Source organism: Acidimicrobiales bacterium (assembly GCA_022452145.1).
Classification (GTDB): Bacteria; Actinomycetota; Acidimicrobiia; order Acidimicrobiales; family MedAcidi-G1; genus UBA9410.
The window spans coordinates 53522-77767 of sequence record JAKURY010000005.1; the positions used below are offsets into that span (position 1 = coordinate 53522).

At 70.1% G+C, this 24246-nt stretch carries 22 protein-coding genes; 20 read left to right on the forward strand and 2 right to left on the reverse strand.

Features of this window, described 5'->3' with window-relative positions:
* Nucleotides 1-18: 18 nt before the first annotated feature.
* From MK177_02955 to MK177_03010, 12 genes are all read left to right on the forward strand, one after another.
* On the forward strand, nucleotides 19-1200 hold the full coding sequence (locus tag MK177_02955; GenBank protein MCH2426276.1) for an insulinase family protein: 1182 nt from the start codon (nucleotides 19-21) through the stop codon (nucleotides 1198-1200).
* A 171-nt stretch (nucleotides 1201-1371) separates the two neighbouring features.
* Nucleotides 1372-2148, forward strand: coding sequence for a 4-hydroxy-tetrahydrodipicolinate reductase (gene dapB, locus MK177_02960; protein ID MCH2426277.1), 777 nt, complete (start codon nucleotides 1372-1374; stop codon nucleotides 2146-2148).
* Nucleotides 2149-2167: 19 nt separating this feature from the next.
* Complete coding sequence (locus MK177_02965) at nucleotides 2168-2908, forward strand: SURF1 family protein (protein ID MCH2426278.1); 741 nt, start codon at nucleotides 2168-2170, stop codon at nucleotides 2906-2908.
* Nucleotides 2909-2913: 5 nt separating this feature from the next.
* The gene (locus tag MK177_02970; GenBank protein MCH2426279.1) at nucleotides 2914-3564 is read left to right on the forward strand and encodes a hypothetical protein; all 651 of its coding nucleotides are present in this window, start codon (nucleotides 2914-2916) and stop codon (nucleotides 3562-3564) included.
* 51 nt (nucleotides 3565-3615) lie between these two features.
* Entirely contained in the window at nucleotides 3616-4503 is an 888-nt protein-coding gene (dapA, locus tag MK177_02975; protein MCH2426280.1) for a 4-hydroxy-tetrahydrodipicolinate synthase, read from the forward strand.
* Between the two features lie 19 nt (nucleotides 4504-4522).
* Nucleotides 4523-6193: a ribonuclease J gene (locus tag MK177_02980; protein ID MCH2426281.1), complete on the forward strand. Its 1671-nt coding sequence runs from the start codon at nucleotides 4523-4525 to the stop codon at nucleotides 6191-6193.
* Nucleotides 6194-6544: 351 nt separating this feature from the next.
* Entirely contained in the window at nucleotides 6545-8875 is a 2331-nt protein-coding gene (locus MK177_02985) for a DNA translocase FtsK (GenBank protein MCH2426282.1), read from the forward strand.
* A 174-nt stretch (nucleotides 8876-9049) separates the two neighbouring features.
* Entirely contained in the window at nucleotides 9050-10003 is a 954-nt protein-coding gene (locus MK177_02990; protein MCH2426283.1) for a sodium:calcium antiporter, read from the forward strand.
* Between the two features lie 45 nt (nucleotides 10004-10048).
* Complete coding sequence (gene rimO, locus MK177_02995; protein ID MCH2426284.1) at nucleotides 10049-11308, forward strand: 30S ribosomal protein S12 methylthiotransferase RimO; 1260 nt, start codon at nucleotides 10049-10051, stop codon at nucleotides 11306-11308.
* On the forward strand, nucleotides 11305-11877 hold the full coding sequence (gene pgsA, locus MK177_03000; protein MCH2426285.1) for a CDP-diacylglycerol--glycerol-3-phosphate 3-phosphatidyltransferase: 573 nt from the start codon (nucleotides 11305-11307) through the stop codon (nucleotides 11875-11877). The genes rimO and pgsA overlap by 4 nt, the downstream gene beginning before the upstream one ends.
* Nucleotides 11878-11910: 33 nt before the next feature.
* Nucleotides 11911-13173, forward strand: a complete 1263-nt coding sequence (locus MK177_03005; GenBank protein MCH2426286.1) for a competence/damage-inducible protein A — start codon at nucleotides 11911-11913, stop codon at nucleotides 13171-13173.
* Nucleotides 13174-13192: 19 nt separating this feature from the next.
* Nucleotides 13193-13687 (forward strand): hypothetical protein, encoded by a 495-nt coding sequence (locus MK177_03010; protein MCH2426287.1) that lies wholly within the window; start codon nucleotides 13193-13195, stop codon nucleotides 13685-13687.
* A 21-nt stretch (nucleotides 13688-13708) separates the two neighbouring features.
* Here the strand turns inward: MK177_03010 and msrB are convergent, their stop codons facing one another.
* Nucleotides 13709-14152 (reverse strand): peptide-methionine (R)-S-oxide reductase MsrB, encoded by a 444-nt coding sequence (gene msrB / locus MK177_03015; GenBank protein MCH2426288.1) that lies wholly within the window; start codon nucleotides 14150-14152, stop codon nucleotides 13709-13711.
* A gap of 223 nt (nucleotides 14153-14375) precedes the next feature.
* Here msrB and recA point away from each other — a divergent pair, with 223 nt between their 5' ends.
* The 8 genes from recA to dapE all read left to right on the forward strand — a co-directional run bounded on the left by recA (nucleotide 14376) and on the right by dapE (nucleotide 23427).
* Nucleotides 14376-15458, forward strand: coding sequence for a recombinase RecA (gene recA / locus MK177_03020; protein ID MCH2426289.1), 1083 nt, complete (start codon nucleotides 14376-14378; stop codon nucleotides 15456-15458).
* A gap of 76 nt (nucleotides 15459-15534) precedes the next feature.
* A complete protein-coding gene (locus MK177_03025) occupies nucleotides 15535-16998 on the forward strand; it encodes a MiaB/RimO family radical SAM methylthiotransferase (protein MCH2426290.1) in 1464 nt (487 codons plus the stop codon).
* A gap of 26 nt (nucleotides 16999-17024) precedes the next feature.
* On the forward strand, nucleotides 17025-17930 hold the full coding sequence (gene miaA / locus MK177_03030) for a tRNA (adenosine(37)-N6)-dimethylallyltransferase MiaA (GenBank protein MCH2426291.1): 906 nt from the start codon (nucleotides 17025-17027) through the stop codon (nucleotides 17928-17930).
* 43 nt (nucleotides 17931-17973) lie between these two features.
* A complete protein-coding gene (dapF, locus tag MK177_03035) occupies nucleotides 17974-18834 on the forward strand; it encodes a diaminopimelate epimerase (protein ID MCH2426292.1) in 861 nt (286 codons plus the stop codon).
* Entirely contained in the window at nucleotides 18827-20242 is a 1416-nt protein-coding gene (gene hflX / locus MK177_03040; protein MCH2426293.1) for a GTPase HflX, read from the forward strand. The genes dapF and hflX overlap by 8 nt, the downstream gene beginning before the upstream one ends.
* A complete protein-coding gene (locus tag MK177_03045; protein ID MCH2426294.1) occupies nucleotides 20239-21372 on the forward strand; it encodes an aminotransferase class I/II-fold pyridoxal phosphate-dependent enzyme in 1134 nt (377 codons plus the stop codon). The genes hflX and MK177_03045 overlap by 4 nt, the downstream gene beginning before the upstream one ends.
* Before the next feature lie 148 nt (nucleotides 21373-21520).
* Nucleotides 21521-22345 (forward strand): 2,3,4,5-tetrahydropyridine-2,6-dicarboxylate N-succinyltransferase, encoded by an 825-nt coding sequence (locus MK177_03050; GenBank protein ID MCH2426295.1) that lies wholly within the window; start codon nucleotides 21521-21523, stop codon nucleotides 22343-22345.
* 20 nt (nucleotides 22346-22365) lie between these two features.
* The gene (gene dapE, locus MK177_03055; GenBank protein ID MCH2426296.1) at nucleotides 22366-23427 is read left to right on the forward strand and encodes a succinyl-diaminopimelate desuccinylase; all 1062 of its coding nucleotides are present in this window, start codon (nucleotides 22366-22368) and stop codon (nucleotides 23425-23427) included.
* 73 nt (nucleotides 23428-23500) lie between these two features.
* Here the strand turns inward: dapE and lexA are convergent, their stop codons facing one another.
* Complete coding sequence (gene lexA, locus MK177_03060) at nucleotides 23501-24133, reverse strand: transcriptional repressor LexA (protein MCH2426297.1); 633 nt, start codon at nucleotides 24131-24133, stop codon at nucleotides 23501-23503.
* Between the last annotated feature and the right edge of the window lie 113 nt (nucleotides 24134-24246).

The following is a 24246-nucleotide window of genomic DNA, read 5'->3' on the forward strand; positions in this document are numbered from 1 at the left end:
TCGACTGGACCGGGTGTGGTGTCTGAATGGATGCCGGACGCCCACTCGGTCTCGGTCGGTGTGTGGGTCGCCGTCGGTGGGCGGGACGAGGATCCCGCGATAGCTGGCGCCTCCCACTTTCTGGAGCACCTGCTCTTCAAGGGGACCGAGCGTCGCACGGCCCGCGCCATCGCAGAGCTGGTGGACGCCACCGGCGGCGAGATGAACGCCTTCACATCCAAGGAGTACACGGCGTACTACGCCCGCGTGCCGGCCGGAGGCCAGGAGATGGCCGTCTCGTTGCTGGCCGACGTCCTGAGGGAGCCGGCGCTACGGACGGCTGACGTGGAGACCGAGCGTCAGGTCATCCTCGAGGAACTCCACCTCCAGGCCGACGATCCCGACGACGTGGTCTTCGGACTGCTCTACGAGGCGCTCTTTCCGGAGCATCCGCTGGGTCGGGAGGTGCTGGGCACCGAGTCATCGGTGGCAGCCATCGGCCGGGACGAGATCGTCGGATTCCACGACCACTGGTACCGGGCCCCCAACCTGGTGGTGGCGGCCGCAGGCGCCGTCGATCACGGGACCTTGGTCGACCAGGTCGCCGAGGCCTTCTCCGGCCGGACAGGGGGAGAGGCACCCGTGAGGACGGCTCCGACGTTGGAGCCGGTCGAGGCCCGGCGCCTGGCCCGCCCCACCGAGGCCACCCACGTGGCCTGGGGGTGGCGGGGCCCGAGGCGTGACGACCCCCGTAGGCACGCCCTGGCCCTCGGGATCCATGTGCTGGGCGGTGGGCTGTCGAGCCGCCTGTTCCAGACCGTGCGCGAGGACCGTGGCCTGGCCTACAACGTGTTCTCGTCGATGGCGGGCTATGAGGACGCCGGGTTGGTCTCGGTCTACGCGGGCACGGCTCCCGAACGGGCTGGCGAGCTGCGGAAGGTGGTCTCCGACCAGGTGGCCGACGTGGCGTCCCATGGAATCACGGACGCCGAGCTGGCCATCGCCCGCGACGGGTTCGAGGGTTCGATCCTGCTCGGCCTCGAGGACTCCGGCAGCCGGATGTCCCGGCTGGGAATGAGCCAGAGCCTGCTGGGCCGGGTGGTACCGCTCGACGAGTACGTCGAGACGCTGCGGGCGGCCACCCTCGACGAGGTGAACGCGGTCCTGGCCGAGGTGCTCTCCCCCGAACCGGTCGTGGCGATAGTCGGTTCCGGTACCTGAGCAGGCACGCCTGATCAGTAGGCCAAGGCCAGCAGAGCAAGATTGACCGGAGCAGCCAGTCCGGAGCAGTTGGCCAAGACCAGCAAGTCCAGAGTAGAAATCCCAGGTTGGGCCTGTCTACCCTGACCAACTGGCCCGGGTCGCCGTGATGGCGACCGCTAGCCTCGGGACATGTCCGGAGATCCGATTCGTGTCGGGGTGGTGGGGGCCGTCGGCCGCATGGGTCGATCGGTTGCCGAGGCTGTGACCGCCGCCGATGGCATGGTGCTGGCGGCTGCTGTCGACCCGTCGGCTCCCGGGAGCGAGGTCTGTGGGGTCGAGGTGCTGGCCGACGTGGACGCCCTCGTGGAGGTCGGCATAGACGTGGCGGTCGACTTCACGGTTGCCGAGGCCAGTCGGTCCAACCTGCCGGTCCTGGCAGCTGCAGGCGTGCATGCGGTCGTCGGCACCAGCGGGCTGGACGAGGCCGACGTCGGGTCCCTCCGGGCGGCCTTCACCTCCAGCAACTGCCTGATCGCGCCAAACTTCGCGATCGGTGCCGTGCTGATGATGCGCTTCGCCGAGTTGGCCGCCCCGTGGTTCGACACCGCAGAGATCGTCGAGGTTCACCACGACGGCAAGGTCGATGCCCCATCGGGCACGGCGGTGGCCACCGCCGAGCGCATGGCGGCGGCGTCGGCCGACTGGGCGCCGGACCCGACCACCCGCGAGGTGATGTCCGGAGCCAGGGGTGCCGCAGGCCCTGCCGGCATCAGGATCCACTCGTTGCGGATGAGCGGGGTCGTCGCCGACCAGGAGGTCGTGCTGGGCACGACCGGCCAGACGTTGACGATCCGACACGACACGACCGACCGGGGGTCGTTCATGCCCGGCGTGGTGCTGGCCGTGGGTCGGATCGCCGAGGTCCCCGGGGTGACCGTGGGCCTCGACGTCCTGCTCGGCCTCTGACCGGAGCGGGGACCCCACCGTGACCCCGGGCACACGTCGCCTCCTGCGGCCTGCCTGGTTGCTCTCCCACGTGCTGGTCGCCGCCCTGCTGGTCGTCACCGCCAACCTGGGCTTCTGGCAGCTCCGTCGCCTGGACACGCGTCGGAGCTACAACGCGGTGGTCGCAGCGCGGGCCGACGAGCCAGTTGTCGCCCTGGCCACGGCGTTGGGCGCCCTGAAGGGTGGTGGCACGCCAGAGGACCTCCGGCACGTGCGGGTGGTGGTGCCCGGCACCTGGGCCGAGGGGGCACAGGTGTACCTGGCGAACCGGTCCATGGACGGGGTGCCCGGGGTGCACGTGGTCACCCTCCTACTCATCGACGGTATCCACCCCGGGGTCGGCGTGGCCGTCGACCGGGGCTTCGTGCCTCGTGGGCTGTACCTGGATGGTGACCCCGCACCCTGGGCGCCTGCCGCCGCCGTCGAGGTGGTCGGCAGCCTGGACGTCGGGCGGTCGGGCGAGCGTGGCCACGGGGCCGAGGTGGACCGCATCGACCTCGAGGCCCTGGCCGAGCGGTGGGGGACCGCCCTGGCCCCCATGTGGGTCCGCGCGGTCGACGACGGCGCCTCGGGCCTGCCCGTGGCGGCCCCGGTCGTCGACCTGGGCGACGGATCGCACCTCTCCTATGCCTTCCAGTGGTTCGTCTTCACCCTCATCGGACTGGGCGGCTATCCGCTGGTGCTCGTCCGGCTGGCCCGTCGCGACCCGGCGCTAGCGTGAGGACCATGATCCGACCCAGCACCGCCGACCTCCGGGTCGTGCACGTCCTTAGGGTCAAGGGCTTCGTCGACACGCCGGTTGTGGCCGAGGTCGCCGGCCTGTCCGAGGACGAGGCTGCAACCCGGCTGACGGCCCTGGAGGCGGCGGGCCACGCCCGCCACCGTGACGGGCGCGTGTCGGGCTGGATGCTCACGACCGACGGTCGGGCCCACGGCGAGGCACTGCTGGCCGACGAGTTGGCCGACATCGGCTGTCGCGGCGAGGTCGAGGAGGCCTATCGCCGGTTCCTGGAAGCCAACCAGGGCTTCCTGGGCCTGTGCACCGACTGGCAGCTCCGTTCGGATCCGGAGGACCCGGACGGCGAGCGGATCGCGAACGACCACGCGGACGCCGCCCACGACGAGGCGGTGATCGGGCGCCTGGCGGAAACCGACGCGGTCATCCAGCCGCTGTGCTCTGCGTTGGCCGAACTACTGGACCGCTTTGGCGACTACGGCGGGCGGTTTGCCACGGCGCTTTCCCGGGTGCAGGGAGGCGACCTGGATTGGTTCACCCGGCCGATGATCGAGTCGTACCACACGGTCTGGTTCGAGTTGCACGAGAACCTGCTGGCCACCCTGGGCATCCAGCGGGCGATGGAACAGGCCGCGGGCTGAGCCGTGGCGCCCAACTGGGCCCGACCCGGGCCGATCAGGAGGTAACCCAGTATGGAACCGAGGTTCGGGCGGGTGATCACCGCCATGATCACGCCGTTCACCGCCGACGGGTCGCTGGATCTGGATGGAGCGGTCGACCTGGCCTGTTGGCTTGTGGAGCAGGGCAACGACGGCCTGGTGCTGGCCGGTACGACCGGTGAGTCACCGACGCTGACCCACGACGAACAGATCGCCCTGGTGGAGGCTGTGTCCGGTGCCGTGGACTGCCACGTCATCGCCGGTGCCGGGAGCAACGACACGGCGGCCGCAGTCGAGCTCACCCGTCGTTGTACCGACGCCGGGGCGGACGCCATCCTCACCGTCACGCCGTACTACAACCGCCCGTCCCAGTTGGGGCTTTTCGACCACTTCCGAGCCGTCGCGGACTCCACAGGACTTCCGGTGATGCTCTACGACATCCCTCCCCGGTCGGGGCGCAAGATCGACACGGATACCATCCTGCGGATGGCCGACGAGGTGCAGAACATCGTGGCGGTCAAGGACGCCGCCGGCGACGTGGCCGAGACGGCACGTCTGGTGGCCGCCGCTCCGGAGGGCTTCGAGGTGTACAGCGGCGAGGACGCCCTCACCCTCGCCCTCCTGGCCGTCGGCGCCGTTGGCGTGGTCAGCGTGGCCTCCCACTGGGCCACCCCTGAGACGGTGGCCATGGTGGACGCTTTCTTCTCCGGCAACGTGGCCGCAGCCACGGAGGCCAACCGGCGCCTCATCCCGTCCTGGGACTTCGAGTCCGGCGACCTCACTCCGAACCCGGTTCCGTCCAAGGCCATGATGAAGGTCCTCGGCCTGCCGGGTGGCGACTGCCGTCCCCCGATGGGTCCCGAGCCCGATGACCTGGCAGACCGGGCCCGCCAGATCCTCGCCGGGCTCGGCCGGGCCTGACCGACTCCACGTCACCGACATGGCTTCTCCCGTCCACCTCACGTTCCTCGGCGGCCTGGGCGAGATCGGGCGCAACTGCGCCGCGCTCGAGGTCGAGGGGCGCATCGTCGTGCTGGACTGCGGCCAACTGTTCCCCGACGACCTCCCGGGGGTTGACGCCGTCCTGCCGGACTTCACCTGGCTGGTGGAGCGGGCCGATCGCATCGAGGCGTGTGTGATTACCCACGCCCATGAGGACCACATTGGTGGGTTGCCGTACCTGCTCCCGGCGCTGGCCGCCGAGGGCGCGTCCATGCCCATCTACGGTTCGCCGTTCACCCTGGGGATGGTGCGGGGCAAGTTGAAGGGCGAGAAGCTCCCGGTGCCCGATCTGGTGGAGCTCGACGACCACGCCCGCCTTCCCGTAGGGCCGTTCGACTGCGAGTTCCTTCCGGTCACCCATTCCACGCCGAGTGGGCTGATGACGATCTTCGACACGCCGCAGGGGCGCATCCTCCATTCCAGCGACTTCAAGTTGGATCCGACGCCCGTGGACGGTCGGATCACCGACCTGCCGAGGCTCCGGGAACTGGCCGCCTCCGATGGGATACGGCTGCTGCTGGCCGATTCGACCAACGCCGGCGCCGCGGGCTCCTCCACCTCGGAGACCACCATCGGGCCGGTCCTGCGCGAGGTCTTCGAGGCCCACGAGGGCCGGAGGATCATCGTCGGGGCGTTCTCCAGCCACGTGCATCGGATCCAGCAGGTGGCCGACGCCGCAGCGGCGACCGGGCGGACGCTGGTGGTCATGGGCCCGTCGATGGTACGCAACGTCACCCTGGCGCGTGAGCTGGGCCTGCTCAGGATCTCCGACAGGATGCTGGCCGCCGATACCGAGATCGACGACCTGGATCCGGCACGCACCTGTGTGGTCTGCACGGGCTCGCAGGGCGAGCCCCGGGCGGCCCTGAAGCGCCTGGCCGACGGCAGCCACCGCTTCCTCACGGTCGGTGACCGGGACACCGTGGTGTTCTCGTCGCACCCGATCCCCGGCAACGAGGCCGCCATCTCGCGCCTTCACAACGCCCTGGCCCGACGTGGTGTGCAGTTGGTGCACAGCGGCCAGCTGGGGGTTCACACGACCGGGCACGGCAAGGCCGACGAGCTCCTGGCGCTGCACGACGCCGCCGATCCCGAGCTGTTTATTCCCGTTCACGGCGAGTACGCCCACCTGGTCGCCCACCACGACCTGGCGCTCGGACGGGGCATGGTCGCAGAGCGGATCATGCGCTGTACCGACGGCGACCGGGTGTCGTTGACCGACGACGGCCTAGTCCACTCCGGTCGGGTCTCCGACGAGTACGTGATGGTGGACGAGTCGGGTCGGCGGGTCTCCGAGGACCTGGTCGAGGAGCGCCGGGCCATGGCGGGTGAGGGATTCGTATTCGTCCGGGTGGTCGTCGACGGGCGCAAGGGTCGACTGGTCGGGGCCCCGATCGTCGAGAGCCGAGGCTGGGTCGAGCCCGCCGAGCGCCAGGACTGGCACGGCGAGGTGGCCGGTGCGGTGGCCGATGCCGTGGGGAGTGCGGTCGGCGACGGCCAGCGGGATCCAAAGGAGCTGACCCGCCTCGCCCGGCGGGCGACCGGACGCCTGGTGTCGCGCCGCACGGGTAGGCGGCCCGCACTGGTTCCGACCGTCGAGGTCCGCTGACCCCATCGTCGAGGCCTGATGGCCCGTCGTTCGGGTCAGCTGGTACCCGTCGTCCGGGCGTGATGGCCCGTTCCGCCGGGCTGTGGCGGCGCTCTGTCGGGTAGCGGTGCCGGTCCGGATGGGAACCACCTGCCCCGGGCCCGTCACGCCCCGGTGGTACCGTCGACCACGATGGCTTCAAGATCCGCGCGCCCCGGCTCGAACGGTAAACCTGCTGTTGACGACGGTAAAAGCGCCCTCTCCAGCGGATCACGTGGCGGTGCCGAGACAGGGCGCGCCGGCGGCACACGCTCCGGGAGAAGACCCGCAGAGGGCGGGGGCGCCGAACCGAGGGCATCGCTGGTGCGCCGTATGGCCCGAGCCACCTTCGGTGGACGGGGCGACGAGATCCTCGGACTGCTGCTGGTCATCTGCGGTCTCCTGACCGGGCTGTCGGTCTACCTGGACAAGGCCGGTGTGGTCGGCCGGGTCCTGGACTCGGGCCTCGGCTGGACGGTCGGAGCCACCCGGGTGATCCTGCCGGTCGCGATGGTCGGCACCGGTCTGGCCATGTTCCGGGAACGCAGCGAGTTGGGCGAGATCTCCAAGCGCCTGCCGATCGGCCTCCTGATGGCGGTGTTCAGCGTGACCGGCCTGCTCCACATGGGCCGGGGTCGTCCCGGCTTCGACGACGGAGCCGACGGCCTGGGCGTGGCCGGCGGCCTGCTCGGGCTGGGCGTCGGGGGTGGCCTGGAGGCAGCGGTAGCCACCTGGGGTGCCGCCCTCATCCTGATCGGCGTGGGCCTGGTGTCCACAGCGGTGATAACCCGGACCACGGTCCGTCAGGCGGCACGAGGCGCCGTGAAGGGGGCTGCCTTCACAGCCCGCCACGCGGTTCGGGGAGCGGCCGGCGGCCTCCGACCGGCCGTCCGCGGCCTGCGCAGATGGCTGGAGGGGCTGCTCACCCCTCCGGGGGGAGACCGGTCCCCGGAGGTCCATGTGCCCGAGCTGACACCTTCGACGGTGTCCACCCTTGCGCCTGTGCCTGAGACGGGTGCCGCCGATGCCGCTCCGGCACCGTCCCGGAGGAGGAAGGCGAAGCCCCGGTCCGCCGGGGGAGGCGAGCAGCTCACCATCGAACTGGGGGCGGTGGTGGCCGATTCGCCGTGGCGCCTGCCGTCCATGGGATACCTGGCGCGGAGGGATACCCACGACGTCGACGCCAAGGCGGTCGAGGAGCGGGGCCACCGGCTCCAGGAGGCGCTGGCCGCCCATGGAGTCGAGACCCGCCTGGTGGACATGACGGTCGGTCCGACCGTCACCCGCTACGCCCTCCAACTTGGCGAGGGGGTGAAGGTGGCGCGGGTCACCAGCCTCAACAAGGACATCGCCTACGCCCTGGCCGCGGCCGACGTCAGGATCCTGGCTCCCATACCGGGCCAGCAGGCCATCGGCATCGAGGTTCCCAACGAGGACCGTGAGGTGGTGGCGCTGGGAGACGTCCTCACGTCGCCCGAGGCGTCCAAGGCCCGCCATCCGTTGGAGGCAGGGATCGGACGGGACATCAGCGGCCGGTCGGTCATGTTGAACCTGGCCACCATGCCGCACCTCCTGATCGCCGGCGCGACCGGGGCCGGCAAGTCCTCGTGCATCAACGCCCTCGTCACCTCGATCCTGATGCGGTCCACCCCGGACCAGGTGCGGATGATCCTGATTGATCCGAAGCGGGTCGAGATGGGGCAGTACGAGGGCGTGCCGCACCTGCTCACCGCCCCGGTGACCGACCCGAAGAAGGCGGCCAACGCTCTCCACTGGGCAGTACGGGAGATGGAACGGCGGTACACCGTCCTGTCGACCTTCGGCTTCCGCGACATCGGTGGGTACAACGCCGCGTTCGACCGCGGAGACCTGAGGGCGCCGTTGGGGCTGGCAGACGAGGACGGGGAGCCGATCACCTATCGGCGCCTGCCGTTCATCCTCGTGGTAGTCGACGAGCTGGCCGACCTGATGATGGTGGCCGCCCGCGACGTAGAGGACTCCATCTGTCGCCTGGCACAGATGGCCCGGGCGGTCGGTATCCACCTGGTGGTGGCCACCCAGCGACCATCGGTCAACATCATCACCGGCGTCATTAAGGCCAACATCCCGGCCCGTCTGGCATTCGCAGTCTCCAGCCTCGCCGACAGCAGGGTGATCCTCGACCAGCAGGGCGCCGAACGCCTGGTCGGCAAGGGCGACATGCTCCTGCTGGGCCCCAGTTCCAGCGTCGCACAGAGAATCCAGGGTGCATGGGTGGACGAAAACGAGGTCCGACAGGTAGTGGAGTCCTGGGCGGCCCAGGCGCGCGCCATGGCGAAAGCTACCGAGGCTTCGGAGCACGCCCATGATCCGACGGGGCCTGTGGACGTGACCACGGCGGCTCCGGTACCCGACATGATCACCGGGGACGCTTCGCGCCCGGCGGTCGGCGGCTCTCCCGCTGAGGACGACCTGTTCGAGCAGGCCCGGCACCTGGTGGTGTCGAGCCAGCTCGGTTCCACGTCGATGCTCCAGCGCAAGCTCCGGGTGGGCTTCGCCCGGGCCGGTCGGCTCATGGACCTCATGGAGGAGGCCGGCGTGGTCGGTCCATCGACCGGGTCGAAGGCCCGGGAGGTCCTGGTCTCGCCCGAGCATCTCGATAACCATCAGGGGCAGGGCTACTAGCCGTAACCGTCAGGGCTCCCGTAGACGACACCGACCCGGCGAACCCCTCGGCGGTCGGAACCAACGTCACCAGGTCGGTCATAGACCAATCACCAACGAGGCGTGTGACAGCCGACCCGGGCATCCTTATGGCCGGGCACCCAACCTCCGGCAGAGCATCGCTACCCTCGGGCCGTGGCACAGAACGTCATCCTGCTCGTTGTGGCGATGGTGGGTCTGACGCTGTTCGCCGACCGGTTCGTGGCGGGTGCGGCGCAGCTGGCCGCACGCCTGAACGTCTCGACAGTCGTTGCCGGTGCCCTGATCATCGGTTTCGGGACGAGCGCACCGGAGCTGGTCGTCTCCACCGTCGCCACGCTCACGGAGGGGGCCGAGGGAACCGCCCTCGGGATCGGCAACATCGTCGGGGCAAACGTGGCGAACCTGACGCTGGTCCTCTCGGTACCGGCGCTGGTTTTCGGCGGCATCGCCATCCAGAAGGGGGTCAAGCGCCAGGCCGCGCTGTCCGCCACCGGCGTGACGATCTTCGCGCTGGCGGCCTACGCAGGACAGCCGACGGTCGTCAAGGGCGTCGGCATGGCGCTGCTGATGGTGGTCGCCCTGCGGATCGTCGTCCGGTTGGGCGAGGGCGTCGACGACGGCGTCACGTCTGACGGGGCAGGCGGGCCGGGCGCCTGGGTGTGGACGCTCGTGGGCCTGGTCGGGACCGTGGGATTCGCCCACCTCGTCGTCCGTGGGGCAACGGGGATCGCCGACGAGATGGGGTGGACGGGCGGCTTCGTCGGGTTCGCGCTCGTGGCGCTCGGCACGACGCAGCCCGAGCTTCTCACGGCCCTGGCCGCCGCCCGCCGCGGCGAGTCGGGGCTCGTCTTCGGCAACCTGCTGGGCTCCAACCTCTTCAACAGCCTCACCGTCGGGTCGGCGGTCTTCCTGGCGAACGGGAACAAGCCGTATGACGAGGCGTCGCGGCTGCCGGTCGGCAGCCTGCTGATCATGGTGGCCGTGAGTTGGCTGGTGATCGTGATGATGGCCACCGGACGTCGGATCCGCCGCGGCGAGGCGATCGTCCTGCTGGGCGTCTACGGCGCCGTGCTCGGCTGGCTGGCCATGACCGGCGCTACGGCCTGAGCGCAGGCCGGAGGCATGGCGCCGAGCGCCTAGCCTGAGCCGATCATGGGCGAAGGGACCTACCACCTCGTCACCCTCGGGTGTCCGAAGAACCAGGTCGACTCCGACAAGTTGGCCGGGACGCTGGCCGCCGACGGTATGGCGCCGACCGCCAGCCCCGACGAGGCCGACCTGATCGTGGTCAACACCTGTGCGTTCATCGCCGACGCCCGGCAGGAGTCGATCGACACGGTGCTGGCCCTATCGGACCTCCGCAGGGACGGCGCCCGCCTGGTCGTGACCGGATGTATGGCCGAGAGGTATGGCGACGAGTTGGCCACCGCCCTGCCGGAGGTCGACCGCGTCGCCGGGTTCGGGGTGCCGGTGGTGCTAGGCCGCCGCCCGGACCTCCCGTTCGACAGCGAGGCGACACTGCCGTCGTTCGACCTCCTGAACCTGCCGCGGCCCGCGTCGGACCGGCCCTGGGCCTACGTGAAGATCGCCGAGGGCTGTGACCGGGCGTGTGGGTTCTGTGCAATCCCGACCTTCCGGGGCCCACAGCGGAGTCGACCCGTACAGTCCATCCTGAACGAGGTCGAAGGCCTGGACGCCCGGGAGGTGGTCCTGGTGGCCCAGGACCTGGCCGCCTACGGCCGCGACCAGGGCGAGGGCGTGAAGGCCATCGTCCCGCTGGTCGAGGCGGTGGCCGACAGGGTCGACCGTGTGCGGCTTCTCTACCTCTACCCGTCGGAGCTGAGCGATCGGCTGGTCGACGCGATCTGCGCGACCGGTGTCCCGTACTTCGACCTGTCGCTCCAGCACGTCTCGCCACCGTTGATGCGTCGGATGCGCCGCTGGGGCGACGGCGACCGCTTCATGGAGCGGATCGACCACATCCGGTCCGTCGAACCGGATGCCGCCTTCCGGTCCAACTTCATAGTCGGCTACCCCGGTGAGACCGAGGAGGACCACGACGCCCTGCTGGACTTCGTGGCCGGGGCCGACCTCGACTGGTGCGGCTTCTTCGCCTTCAGCGAGGAGGAGGGCACACATGCCGCCACGCTCGACGGCGGCGTCGATCCCGGGCTGGCCGCCGAGCGACTGCACGAGTTGGGCGAGGTGCAGGACCGCATCACGGCGGCCCGCCGGGACGCCCTCATAGGACGACGGGTGACGGTGCTGGTGGACGAGTCGGGGGTCGGCCGCACCCATAGGGAGGCACCGGAGATCGACGGGATCGTGTCCGTTCCCACCGACCTCCCGGCCGGCGGGTTCGCCGACCTGACGGTGACCGGCGCCCTGGGACCCGACCTGGTGGCGGCGTGAAGCACCTCCGTACCATCGTCTCTCCGGCCAACCTGGTCACCCTGGCCCGACTCCTGCTGGCACCCGTGCTGTTCGCCCTGATCCTGGGCGCCGAGGACCGGCGCGGGGCCACCTGGGCGGGCTTCGTGCTGGGGCTGGTGCTCGCCTCCACCGACTACTTCGACGGGATCCTGGCCCGGCGCCGGGGCACGGTCAGCCGATGGGGTGCCTTCCTGGACCCGCTGGCCGACAAGGTGGTGGTGATCGGGGTCGGGGTCTGCCTGGCCATGGTCGGCCGCTACGCATGGCTGCCGGTCGTGCTGCTCACCGTTCGGGAGGTGGCCATCACCGGCTACCGCCTGTGGTTCGCCCGCCGGGGCCTGGCAGTACCGGCTCGGAGGTCGGCCAAGTGGAAGACGACCATCCAGGGGGTGGCCCTGCTGCTGGCCATCATGCCACCGCTGGAGGACGCCGACCTGGTGGTCCAGGCCTGCCTCTGGGTGGCCGTGGCCTTCACCTTGGTGACGGGGGCCCAGTACCTGCTCGACGGTGATCGGGCCACCAGCGCCACCGGTTCGAAGTCGGCCTGAGGGTCGACCCGGCTGGGGAGAGGGGAGCGGCTCGTGCGCTGTGAGATCGTCGCCGTCGGCACCGAGCTGCTGCTTGGCCAGATCGTGGACACGAACTCCTCGTGGATCGGCGAGCGCCTGGCCCTGGCCGGGATCGACTGCCACCGGCACACCGCGGTGGGCGACAACCGGGAGCGGATGAAGGTCGCCTTCACCGAGGCACTGGATCGTTCCGATGCGGTGATCGTCACCGGGGGACTGGGGCCCACCCAGGACGACATCACCCGTGAGGTGCTGGCCGAGGTGCTGGGGGTGGATCTGGTTCGGGATCCCGACGTGGTGGTCCGGATCGAGGCGGTGTTCGGCGGGAGGGGGCGCCCCATGCCGGCCAGCAACCTGCGCCAGGCCGACGTGCCGGTCGGGGCAACCACGATCGCCCAGATGCCGGGGACCGCACCCGGCCTGGTCTGCCCGGTGGGAGCGGGTGGCGACGACAGTCCGAAGGTGATCTACGCGGTGCCCGGCGTGCCGTGGGAGATGCAGCAGATGCTGGATGGAACGGTCCTCCCCGACCTGAAGCGGCGGGCCGGTATCTCCAGCGTCATCCGGTCGCGCACGTTGCGCACCTGGGGGCGTTCGGAGTCGGGCCTGGCGGAGGACCTGGCCGCCGAGATCGATCGCCTCGACGCCGAGGGTGGCCCGACGATCGCCTTCCTGGCCAGCGGTATGGAGGGCCTGAAGGTCCGGATCACCGCCAAGGCACCCACCGACAACGAGGTCGACGACCTGCTGGCCGACGAGGAGGCCCGGGTGCGGGCCATCGTTGGCCCCATCGTCTTCGGCGTGGACGACCAGACCATGGAGTCGGTCGTGCTGGACCTGCTGGTTGACCAGGGCCTCCGTATGGCCACCGCTGAGTCTCTGACCGGTGGGATGGTCGGATCCCGCCTGACCGACGTCCCGGGTTCCAGCCGGGCCTTCGTGGGCTCCGTCGTTGCATACGACGGCGACGTCAAGCGGTCGCTGCTCGGGGTTCCTGACGGCCCGGTGGTCGGCGAGGCGGCGGTGACCGCCATGGCGGCCAACGTGTGCGGGGTGCTGGGGGCCGACGTGTCGGTGGCCGTCACCGGGGTGGCCGGACCGGGGCCCCAGGAGGGCGAGGAGTCGGGCACGGTGTGGATGGCCACCTGCGTGGACGGGGTCGTGGAGGTGGTGCGTACCCGCTGGCCGTTCGACCGCACCCGGATACGGCAGTTCACCGTGATCACGGTTCTCGACGCCCTGCGCCTGCGCCTGCTGGCCCGGCGCGACGCCTGAGCCTCCCGACTCGACGACCGTGCGCCTGTTCGTCGCCGCCCACCCCACGACGCCGGCCGTCGTCGCCATCGACCGCCTGCCCCGACCCGAGGCTCCGGGGGTGCGGTGGCTGCCTGCCGAGCAGTGGCACGTGACCCTGCGATTCCTGGGCGAGGCCGATCCCGAGGCGGCCAGCGCCGCCCTGGCCGGCCTGTCGGCGGTTCCGGTCGAAGCCGTCCTGGGACCCTCCACCCTCCTGCTGGGAGATGCCGTGCTGGTGGCCCCGGTGGCGGGGTTGGACGGGCTGGCCGCAGCGGTGGCAGCGGTGACCGCCGGGGTCGGGGAGCCTCCGGAGGACCGCCCGTTCTTCGGCCACATCACGTTGTGCCGGTTCCGGGACGAGCCGCCACCCGGGGCCGTCGGGGCGGCGACCTCGACGACGTTCCCGGTTGACGAGGTGGCCCTGGTCCGGAGTCGAACGCTGCCAGGTGGTGCTGTCCACGACGTGCTGGAACGGTTCGTGCTCGCCGGCTGAGGCGGGCTCCGCGGTCCTCTGTCAGCCGTCGGGGTGCTCGTCGAAGACCAGGCAGGCCGAGTTGATGCAGTAGCGCTCGCCTGTCGCCCCGGGGCCGTCGGGGAACACGTGGCCGAGGTGGGCGCCGCACGAGGCACAGGTGGTCTCGGTGCGGACCATGCCGAGGCTGGAGTCGGTCCGGACGTCGACGGCGGCAGCACCCGACGGCGTGGTGAAGCTCGGCCAGCCCGACCCGGAGTCGTACTTGTCGTCGCTGTCGAAGAGCGCCTCGCCGCAGGCGGCGCAGCGGTAGGTGCCATCCCGCTTCTCGTCCAGCAGGCTGCCGGTGAAGGCACGCTCGGTGCCGGCATCCTGGGTGCAGTACAGGGTCATAGACCCCAGGCGGTCCGCCAGGCCGGGGTGACTGTCGGTGTGGGCGGCCCGCTTCTCCTCGGGGCTGCGGGTGTCGGTCCGGTCATCGTCCATGTCGACCGACGGTACTCCCCGGCCGGACCGGGGGCGCTCTGTATAGGGGGTACTTGCATCGAACGCCTGTTCGCAATTACGCTCTTGTCATTCGATCCGGATCCGTTGTCACAGGTCCTCCCTAGGGTCACCTCCGACAACCCCGGCAGACACCAAGTCAGACGACCAGGACCGCGAGGGTCCGGAGAACACGGAGCACACCATGGCGAAGCACGGCAGGACGATGAGCAGCGGCGACCTCGAGGCGGGGGACGAGCGCAACAAGGCCCTGGACATGGCCCTCAGCCAGATAGAGAAGCAGTTCGGCGCCGGTGCCGTCATGAAGATGGGCGACAAGGGCTCCATGTCGATCGAGACGGTGCCAACCGGCGCCCTGGCGCTGGACATGGCGCTCGGCATCGGTGGAATCCCCAGGGGTCGCGTCATCGAGATCTTCGGGCCGGAAGGCTCGGGCAAGACCACGCTGGCCACCCACGTGGTGGCCGAGGCCCAGCGAAACGGCGGCATCTGCGCCTACATAGACGCCGAACACGCCATGGACCCGACCTACGCCCGGGCCATCGGCGTCGACGTCGACGAGCTGCTCATCTCCCAGCCCGACACCGGGGAGCAGGCCCTGGAGATCGCCGACATGCTCATCCGCTCCGGAGCCCTCGACGTGGTGGTCATCGACTCGGTTGCCGCCCTCACCCCACGAGCCGAGATCGAGGGCGAGATGGGCGACGCCCACGTCGGCCTACAGGCCCGGCTCATGTCCCAGGCCCTGCGCAAGCTCACCTCGAACCTGAACAAGTCCAAGACGATCCTCATCTTCATCAACCAGTTGCGGGAGAAGATCGGCGTGATGTTCGGTTCCCCGGAGACCACGCCGGGTGGCCGGGCGCTGAAGTTCTACTCGTCGGTCCGCCTCGACATCCGCCGGATCGAGGCCATCAAGGACGGCCTCGAGGTGGTGGGCAACCGCACCCGGGTCAAGGTGGTCAAGAACAAGTGCGCACCGCCCTTCCGCCAGGCCGAGTTCGACATCATGTACGGGCGGGGCATCAGCCGGGAGGGCTCGGTGGTCGACCTCGGCGTGGACCTCGGCATCGTCATGAAGTCGGGGGCCTGGTACACGTACGAGGGCGAGCAGCTCGGTCAGGGCCGGGAGAACGCCAAGAAGTTCCTGGTCGACAACCCCGAGGTCATGGTCGAGATCACCGACCGGGTCTGGCGGGAGGTCCGGCCTCCCGAGGAGACCGAACCCGAGGCGGCTGCCGACGAGTTCACCGAGGCCGACGACCTGCCGATCTCGCTGGACGACTGACGTCCTTCCTTCCCGGGCTTCCTGACGGCCCCGGTACCGGTCCCCTCCCCGGTGTCGGGGCCGTAGCCTTCGTGGCGTGAAGCGGTCCTACGCGGTGCGCACCTACGGGTGCCAGATGAACGAGCACGACAGCGAGCGCATCGCCGGCCTGCTCGAGGCCGACGGGATGGTGCCGGCAGCGTCGGAGGCCGAGGCCGACGTCATCATCCTCAACACCTGCTGCATCCGCGAGAACGCCGACAACAGGCTCTATGGGGCGTTGGGCAACCTCAAGGCCCTGAAGGAGGCCCGGCCGGACCTCCAGGTGGCGGTCGGCGGTTGCCTGGCCCAGAAGGACCGCGACCGGATCCAGGCGCGGGCCGGCCACGTCGACGTCGTCTTCGGGACCCACAACGTGCATCGGGCCGCCGAGCTCCTGGTCGAGGCCAGGGAGCACGGCCCGATCATGGAGATCCTGGAGGAGACGGTACGCAACGATGCTGACGCCTTTCCGTCGGCACTGCCCGCCCAGCGCGACGCCAACCACAAGGCCTGGGTGACCATCCAGATCGGTTGTGACAACAGCTGTGCCTTCTGCATTGTCCCGGCGGTCCGTGGCCCGGAGATGAGCCGTCCGTTCGGTGAGATGGTGGCCGAGGTGGAGGCCCTGGCCGCCGACGGCGTCACCGAGGTGACCCTCTTGGGACAGAATGTGAACTCCTACGGGCGCGACCTGACGTTGCGCCTCAGGTCGACCGACGACTGGAAGGCCGACCGTCACGAGGCGGGCGCGGCCTGGGCCGACGAGGCCGGCCGACGGGTTCGCCCGCTGTTCGCCGACCTCCTGACGGCCGTCGGCGCCGTGGAGGGCATCCGACGGGTCCGGTTCACCAGCCCGCATCCCAAGGACCTGCGGCCGGAGACCATCTCGGCGATGGCAGGGACCCCGGAGGTGTGCGAGCACCTGCACCTGCCGCTCCAGTCCGGGAGCGACCGCATTCTGGCTGCCATGCACCGCGGCTACACCGCCGAGCGCTACCTGGAGCGCCTGGCGGCAGCGCGGGCCGGGATCCACGATCTGGCCGTCACCACCGACCTCATAGTCGGTTTCCCGGGTGAGACCGAGGCCGACTTCGAGTCCACCCTTGAGGTGGTGGCCGAAGCGGCATACGACTCGGCCTACTGCTTCGTGTTCTCGCCCCGCGAGGGGACCGAGGCGGCCGCCATGGTCGACCGGTTCGTCGACCACGACGTGTGCGTCGACCGCTTCGAAAGGCTCCAGGGCGTCCTGAAGCGCTCGGCGGGGATCACCCATCAGGCCCGGCTGGGTCGGATCGAGGAGGTGGTCATCGAGGGACCCGCCAAGCGGGAGCCCGACCAGGTCACCGGCCGGACCAGACAGAACAAGCTCGTGCACCTCCCGGAGTCGGACGGTCTCCGGACCGGTGCCTACGCCGACGTCCGGATTGTGGGTGCCGCCACCCACTATCTCCACGGAGAGCTCGTGGAGGTCACCGCTGCAGCGCGGCACCGACGCCGGATACCCGTCGCATCGGCCTGATCCGAATGAGGCCCAATGGGCACCTGGTGATCGTTGGCGCCACCGCCTCGGGCAAGTCGGTGCTGGCCATGGAGCTCGCCCGACGACGGCCCGGTGTCGAGTTGGTCTCCATGGACTCCATGGCCCTCTACCGGGGCATGGACGTCGGCACCACGGCCCCGACCGCGGCGGAGCGTGCCGAGGTCCCACACCATCTCGTGGACCTGGTGAACCCGACCGAGGACTTCACCGTGTCCGAGTTCCAGGTGGCGGCCCGTCGGGCCCTCGACGACATGGAGGGTCGGGGAGCGAGGGCGGTGCTCGTCGGGGGGACAGGCCTCCACGTCCGGGCAGTGGTCGACGACCTGGAGATTCCCGGGCGGTACGACGAGGTGCGTGTGGCACTGGACGCCGATGACGACACGCCGGGGCTCCACACCCGTCTGGCCGGACTGGACCCGGTGGCCGCCGGGCGGATGGAGCCCACCAACCGCCGTCGTGTGGTCCGTGCCCTTGAGGTGACCCTCGGTTCGGGACGGCCCTTCTCGTCTTTCGGGCCGGGCCTGGAGGCCTACCCGGCGACGCCGTTCACCCAGGTCGGCCTCCGCGTCGACCGGGAGGTTCTGGACCGCCGGATCGCAGATCGCTACCGGCACCAGCTCGAGGATGGCTTCCTCGACGAGGTCCGCTGGCTGGCAGCCCTTGACGGTGGACCGTCCCGCTCGGCGGCACAGGCCCTCGGCTACAGCGAGTTGCTGGCGCACCTCCGTGGCGAGTGCACCCTGGCCGACGCCATCGCCGATGCCGTGGCGGCAACCCGGCGCTTTGCCCGCCGCCAGGAGCGGTGGTTCCGGCGGGATCCCAGGATCGAGTGGTTCGACGTGGGCGCCGACCCCCTGAAGGTCCTGGAAGCGGTGCTGGAGCGGTTCGACCGCTGTGGGGATCCCGGATGAGCCTGCACACAGGCTTTGAACGGGTCGTGGCTACGGGTCGGTGGTGGGCGAGACTGGTGTCGTGGAGCTGACCAGACACCACGGCCTCGGCAACGACTTCCTGATCACGTTCGCCGATGACGTTCCTACCGATGCTGCCGACGTGGCGCGCCGGCTGTGCGACCGCATGGACGGGATCGGGGCCGATGGACTGGTGTTCGGCACGCCGGTCGCCAGTTCCGGAGAGGCGGACTGGAGGTTCACCCTGTTCAACAGCGACGGCAGCCCCGCCGAGGTGAGCGGAAACGGCCTGCGGTGCTTCGGCCATGCGCTGCTCCGCAGGCAGGCCGATGGAACCTCCGGCCTGGAGGCCGTCGTCGAGACGCCAGCTGGACACCGACGGATCACCCTCGTCGGGTCGGCGACCGATCTCGAGGTGGATGCCACCGTGGAGATGGGCGTCGCCGGAACCGGTCCATCGATCGAGGGCCTGGACCTCGACCTCGGTGGGTTTCCCGTGCAGGCCGTGGACAGCACTGACTTCGGCAATCCGCACCTGGTGGTCGTCGTCGACGATCCCGGTGCGGTGGACCTGGCGTCCGTGGGTCCTGTGATCGAGTCGTTCTTCAGCCCGGTCGGCTGCAACGTCAACCTGGTGTCCGTGGTCGACCGGTCGGCTGTGCGGCTGCGCACCTGGGAACGCGGGGCCGGGCTGACCAGGGCGTGCGGATCGGGCGCCTGTGCGGCTACCCACGTGCTCCACTGTCTGGGCCTGGTCGAGGACGTGGTGGAGGTCCGGATGCTCGGCGGTGCGGCGACAGTCACGATCGGCGAACCTGTACGGCTCGCCGGACCGGTCACCTTCGTCGAGGTCCACACGGCGACCACCGGTTCCGACCCCTACGGACCCCCTGGCGATGGGTGATCCCACCGACCTCGAGGAGGTGCCGTACCAGGAGTCGGACCAGGAGACGCACCGGGGCGCGTTCGGCGAGTTCGCTGGCGAGTCGACCGGCCTTATCGACCGGGCGTTCAGGGAGCGCATCGTCCTCGCCGGTGTCACCCTGGGTCGCTCCGACCCGGAGGCAACCGACGCCTCGATGGACGAGTTGGCACGTCTGGTCGAGACGGCCGGGGCGGACCCGGTGGCCCGGGTCCTCCAGCATCGCGATTCCCCGGACCGGGCGACCTACGTCGGCAGGGGAAAGGTCCACGAGATCCGGACGGTGTCCGAGACGCTCGACGCCGACACCGTGGTCTTCGACAACGACCTCACGCCGGCCCAGCAGGGCAACCTCGAGGAGATCCTGAACCGCACCGCGCTGGATCGCACGGCGGTAATCCTCGACATCTTCGCCCAAAACGCCACCAGCCCCGAGGGAAAGGCGCAGGTGGAGTTGGCCCAGCTCCGGTACCGGCTGCCCCGGCTGCGGCGGTCCGGCCGCACGTTCAGCCAGCAGGCCGGCGGCATCGGCACCCGGGGCCCCGGCGAGACCCAGTTGGAGGTGGACCGACGACGGCTCATGCGTCGGGTCACCCGCCTCGAGTCCGACCTCCGCCGGATCCGCAAGAACCGCTCCACCCAGTCCAAGGCCCGCAAGCAGACCAGCAACCGGGCGGTGGCCATCGTGGGCTACACGAACGCAGGCAAGTCGACGCTGTTGAACCACCTGACGGACGCCGAGGTCCTGGTGGAGGACCGTCTCTTCGCCACCCTGGATGCCACCACGCGACGGCTCCAGCTGCCCGGTGGCGAGGCGGTGTTCCTGAGCGACACGGTCGGCTTCGTACGAAAGCTGCCCCACCAGCTGGTCGAGGCATTCAAGTCCACCCTCGATGTGGTGGTCGACGCCGACCTGCTGGTCCACGTCGTGGATGCCTCGGACCCGGACCCGGAGGGCTCCATCGCCGCCGTGCGAGCGGTGCTCACCGAGATCGGTGCCGACCGGGTACCCGAGCTCTTCGCCTTCAACAAGGCCGATCTGGCACCGGCGGCGGCGAAGCGCCTGGTCGATCGGGAGCCCGGCTCGGTAGCCGTCTCGGCGACGCTCGGCGAGGGCTTCGACGACCTGTTGGCCATGGTCGGTCGCCGCCTCCGCCGCCAGGCCGTCGTGGCCGCCCTCTTCGTGCCCTATGCCCGCGGGGACGTCCTGGCCATGGCCCACCGCGAGGGCGAGGTGCTCGACATCGAGGAGGCCGCCGACGGCTGGGCGCTGAGGGTCCGGGTAGACGAGGGCTCAGCGGGCCGCCTGGCCGCATTCCGGGTCGATGTGGACGTCCCGACCGGGGATGTGGATGCCCCAGCGGGGCACGAAGAGGCCGACCGACCGTGACCGCCCCGGCTCATCCGACCGGCTTCGTGCCACCGCCCTACCCGTTCGACGTTCCGGCCGAGGTACGCGACCTGGCCGAAGCGGTACCCGGTGGGGCCATCGACCTGTCCCGCGGGGTTCCCTGTGATCCGGTGCCGGACGTGGTGGCCGCGGCCCTCGCCGAACCCGATCCGGCCCGCCCCTACCCGCCGTCGGTCGGCACGCCTGACCTGCTGGACGCCGTGGTGGGCTGGTGCGGGCGACGCCTGGGGGTAGAGCTGGACCACGACCAGGTGGGGGCCTGTGTGGGGACGAAGGAGCTGGTCACGGGCCTTCCCCACCTGCTCCGACTGCGCCGTCCGGAGCGGGACACGGTGCTCTATCCGGCTCTCGCCTATCCGTCGTACGAGATGGGAGCGGTTCTGGCCGGTTGCCGTGCCGTGCCCGTACCGCTGGACGCCTCCTGGAGGATCGACCTGTCGGCCATCCGCGACGAGGACGCTGCCCGCGCTCTGTGCCTCTGGGTCAACACGCCCGGCAATCCGGCAGGCGCCCTCGACGACCTGGGAGCTGTGGCCGCATGGGGGAGGGCCCGCGGAGTTCCGGTGGTGTCCGACGAGTGCTACGTGGAGTTCACTTGGAGCGGGCCGCCGCGGTCGATCCTCCAGCACGGCAGCGACGGGGTGCTGGCCGTCCACTCCCTGTCCAAGCGATCCAACCTGGCTGGGCTGCGGGTGGGCTTCTACGCGGGCGACCCCGACCTGGCCTGGTACCTGCGGGAGACCCGCAGACACCAGGGGTTTCTGATCCCCGGGCCGGCCCAGGCGGCCGGTGCGGCCGCCCTGCGCGACCAGGACCACGTCGACGTCCAGGCCGCCCGCTACCACCGGCGCCTGGAGGTCCTGGTCGACGTCCTCGTATCTCTGGGCGTGGCGGCGGAGATGCCGGAGGGCGGCTTCTACCTGTGGGTGGATGCGCCGGAAGGCGACGAGATGGCCCTGGTGCGTCGACTGGCCGCCGAACTGGGGGTGCTGACCAGCCCCGGCACCGTGTTCGGCCCCGACGGCGCCGGCCGGGTACGGGTGGCGGCCGTGGTGACCGACGACGACCTTGAGGTCGTGTGTCGTCGGGCGGCCGACATGGGGTCTTGAGACACGGGGTCCTGGGACATCTGGGACACGGGGTCCTGATCGGGCCGGTAGAAGTCGATCGGGCTCGGGACCGTCCAGCGGGCCGTCAACCGACCCATCCGTCAAACAGGTCCCAGTCCGGTCGGGGCGTGGCAGTAGCCTCGGCGCCATGTCGGACCTCCAGGCACAGATCGAAGGGCTGTGGTCCGGCCGCGACGACCTCGACGTCGACGACGTCGAGGCCAACGCGGTCATCCACGCCGCCATCGACCTCCTCGACACCGGGCAGGCCAGGGTCGCCGAGTCGGACGGCTCCGGTGGGGTCGTGGTCAACGAGTGGCTGAAACTGGCCATCCTGCTTCTGTTTCGCCAGTCGCAGATGACCACCATCGAACTCGGCCCGTTCGAGTTCGCCGACAAGATCCCGCTCAAGCGCGACTGGATGGAACGCAGGGTGCGGGTGGTTCCCGGGGCTCAGGCACGCTGGGGCAGCTACCAGGGGCCGGGCGTGGTGATGATGCCCAGCTACACCAACATCGGTGCCTACGTGGGCGACAACACGATGATCGACACATGGGCCACGGTGGGCTCGTGCGCCCAGATCGGTCGCAACGTCCACCTATCCGGTGGCGTGGGCATCGGGGGTGTCCTCGAGCCTCCCAACGCCGTGCCGGTGGTGATTGGCGACGACTGCCTGATCGGCAGCCGGTGCATCGTGGCCGAGGGTGCCCGCGTGGGCGACGGCGTGGTGCTCGGCGCCGGGGCTGTGCTGACCGGATCCATTCCGGTCATAGACGCGGCTACAGGCGACGAGCTGGGCCGCGGAGAGGTGCCCGACTGGTGCGTGGCGGTCCAGGCCAGCCGCACCAGGGCGTTCGACGGTGGCGAGTTTGGCCTGCCATGCGTGCTGGTCCTCAAGTACCTGGATCCGGGCGAACGCCACGACAAGTCGGCCCTCAACGACATCCTGCGTACGCACGGCGTTACTACCTGATCCCGGTAGGCGATCGTCCAATGACCGACCTGCTGGGCCTGACAGCCGAACTGGTCGACATACCGTCGGTCAGCTTCGCCGAAGCCGACCTCGTAGCGCACCTGGAGGCCGAGCTGCGTGCTCTCCACGGGCTGTCGGTCGATCGGATCGGCGACAACCTGGTGGCCCGTACCAACCTGGGCCGTGGGTACCGGCTGATCCTGGCGGGCCACACGGACACGGTTCCCGGCGACACCTCCGGTTCCCGTCTCGAAGGGGACACCCTCTGGGGCCTGGGCACGGCCGACATGAAGGGCGGCCTGGCCGTCATGCTGGAGCTGGCCCGCGTCGTACCCGAGCCTGCGGTGGACGTGACCTGGGTCTTCTACGCTCGCGAGGAGGTGGCGATCGCCGACAACGGCCTGCGGGAGCTCTTCGCCGAGGCACCCGACCTGTTGGCGGGTGACGTGGCCATCCTGGGAGAGCCGACCGGTGGCGCCATAGAGGCGGGTTGCCAGGGCACGATGCGGTTCGAGGTCACGCTGGCTGGTGCCAGGGCCCATACCGCCCGCCCGTGGATGGGCAGCAACGCCGTGCATCGGCTGGGGGCCCTGCTGTCGGCCCTCGACGCCTATGCGCACCGTGAGCCGGTGGTCGAAGGTTGCCGCTACCGGGAGGCGCTCCAGGCGGTGCACGTCGAGGGTGGGGTGGCCGGCAACGTGGTGCCCGACCGGGCCATGGTGCGGATCAACCACCGCTATGCCCCTGATCGCTCCGGAGCCGAGGCCGACGCCCATGTCCGCGACGTACTCGCTCCCTTCCTGGAGGATGGCGACGTGGTGGAGCTGGTGGACCACTCGCCGGCCGCCCTACCGGGACACTCCCATCCGCTCCTGCGTGCCGTCACCGATCGGAACGGCCTGGAGGTACGGGCCAAGCTGGGCTGGACCGACGTTGCGTTCTTCGCCGAGCACGGGGTGCCTGCCGTCAACCTGGGTCCTGGGGAGCCGACGCTTGCCCATACCGCCGGCGAGCACCTGGAGCGGGCGCCGTTGGAGTCCTGCTTCGAAGCGTTGCGGGACCTGCTCGAAAATGGCGCCTGACCAGTCGTAGGACTGTGGCCTCTCTGCCGGTGTTCGGATCTGCCGTGGGGCGGTGGCCGCGCTACCGGGGGGTTCAGATCCGCCGTAGGACGGTCACGACCAGGCCGAATATCGTGACCTCGTCAGCCGGGTGGCGGAGTTCGGAATAGGCGGGGTTCGCCGGCGACAGCACCACGGTGTCGCCATCGCGTCCGAAGTACTTCACGGTGCCCTCGTCCCCGGGAATCCCGGCCACCACGAGGTCGCCGGGCTCGGCGGTCCGCTGGACCCTCACGACCACGTGGTCGCCGTCCAGGATGCCGGCGTCGACCATGGACTCGCCACGGACCCGGAGCATGAACAGGTCGCCGTCGCCTGTGAACTCGGCGGGTAGGGGGAGTGACCCCTGGATGTTCTCGTGGGCTAGGACGTCGGTTCCGGCGGCCACGTCACCGACCAGGGGGACGTGTCGTACCGTGCTCCGTTCGACGGCGGCGCCGCTGATCGGGTCGAGGCAGACCTCGAGGGCCCGGGGCTTGGTCGGGTCCCGCCTCAGGTAGCCGCGGTCCTGGAGGGTGGCCAGGTGGGAGTGGACGGTTGACGGGGACGTGAGCCCGACTGCCGTACCGATCTCGCGGACGGACGGCGGGTAGCCGCGCTCCCGGGTTTCGGTGTCGATGAACTCGAGGATCTGCTGCTGTCGCTGGCTGAGCCCGGTCACGGTCATGGGGTGCGCTCTCTGCTGGTCGACCGACCGGTTGCCGGTCTGCTTGACAGCGAACACCTGTTCGATACACTGATGATGTGATCGAACACCTGTACGCCGAATACATGTTCCCC

Coding starts and splice junctions, on each gene's coding strand:
- dapB (MCH2426277.1), top strand. CDS start 1,372: ATGTCCGGAGATCCGATTCGTGTCGGGGTGGTGGGGGCCGTCGGCCGC.
- MK177_02970 (MCH2426279.1), top strand. CDS start 2,914: ATGATCCGACCCAGCACCGCCGACCTCCGGGTCGTGCACGTCCTTAGG.
- dapA (MCH2426280.1), top strand. CDS start 3,616: ATGGAACCGAGGTTCGGGCGGGTGATCACCGCCATGATCACGCCGTTC.
- MK177_02980 (MCH2426281.1), top strand. CDS start 4,523: ATGGCTTCTCCCGTCCACCTCACGTTCCTCGGCGGCCTGGGCGAGATC.
- MK177_02985 (MCH2426282.1), top strand. CDS start 6,545: ATGGCCCGAGCCACCTTCGGTGGACGGGGCGACGAGATCCTCGGACTG.
- rimO (MCH2426284.1), top strand. CDS start 10,049: ATGGGCGAAGGGACCTACCACCTCGTCACCCTCGGGTGTCCGAAGAAC.
- msrB (MCH2426288.1), bottom strand. CDS start 14,152: ATGGACGATGACCGGACCGACACCCGCAGCCCCGAGGAGAAGCGGGCC.
- recA (MCH2426289.1), top strand. CDS start 14,376: ATGAGCAGCGGCGACCTCGAGGCGGGGGACGAGCGCAACAAGGCCCTG.
- hflX (MCH2426293.1), top strand. CDS start 18,827: ATGGGTGATCCCACCGACCTCGAGGAGGTGCCGTACCAGGAGTCGGAC.
- MK177_03050 (MCH2426295.1), top strand. CDS start 21,521: ATGTCGGACCTCCAGGCACAGATCGAAGGGCTGTGGTCCGGCCGCGAC.
- dapE (MCH2426296.1), top strand. CDS start 22,366: ATGACCGACCTGCTGGGCCTGACAGCCGAACTGGTCGACATACCGTCG.
- lexA (MCH2426297.1), bottom strand. CDS start 24,133: ATGACCGTGACCGGGCTCAGCCAGCGACAGCAGCAGATCCTCGAGTTC.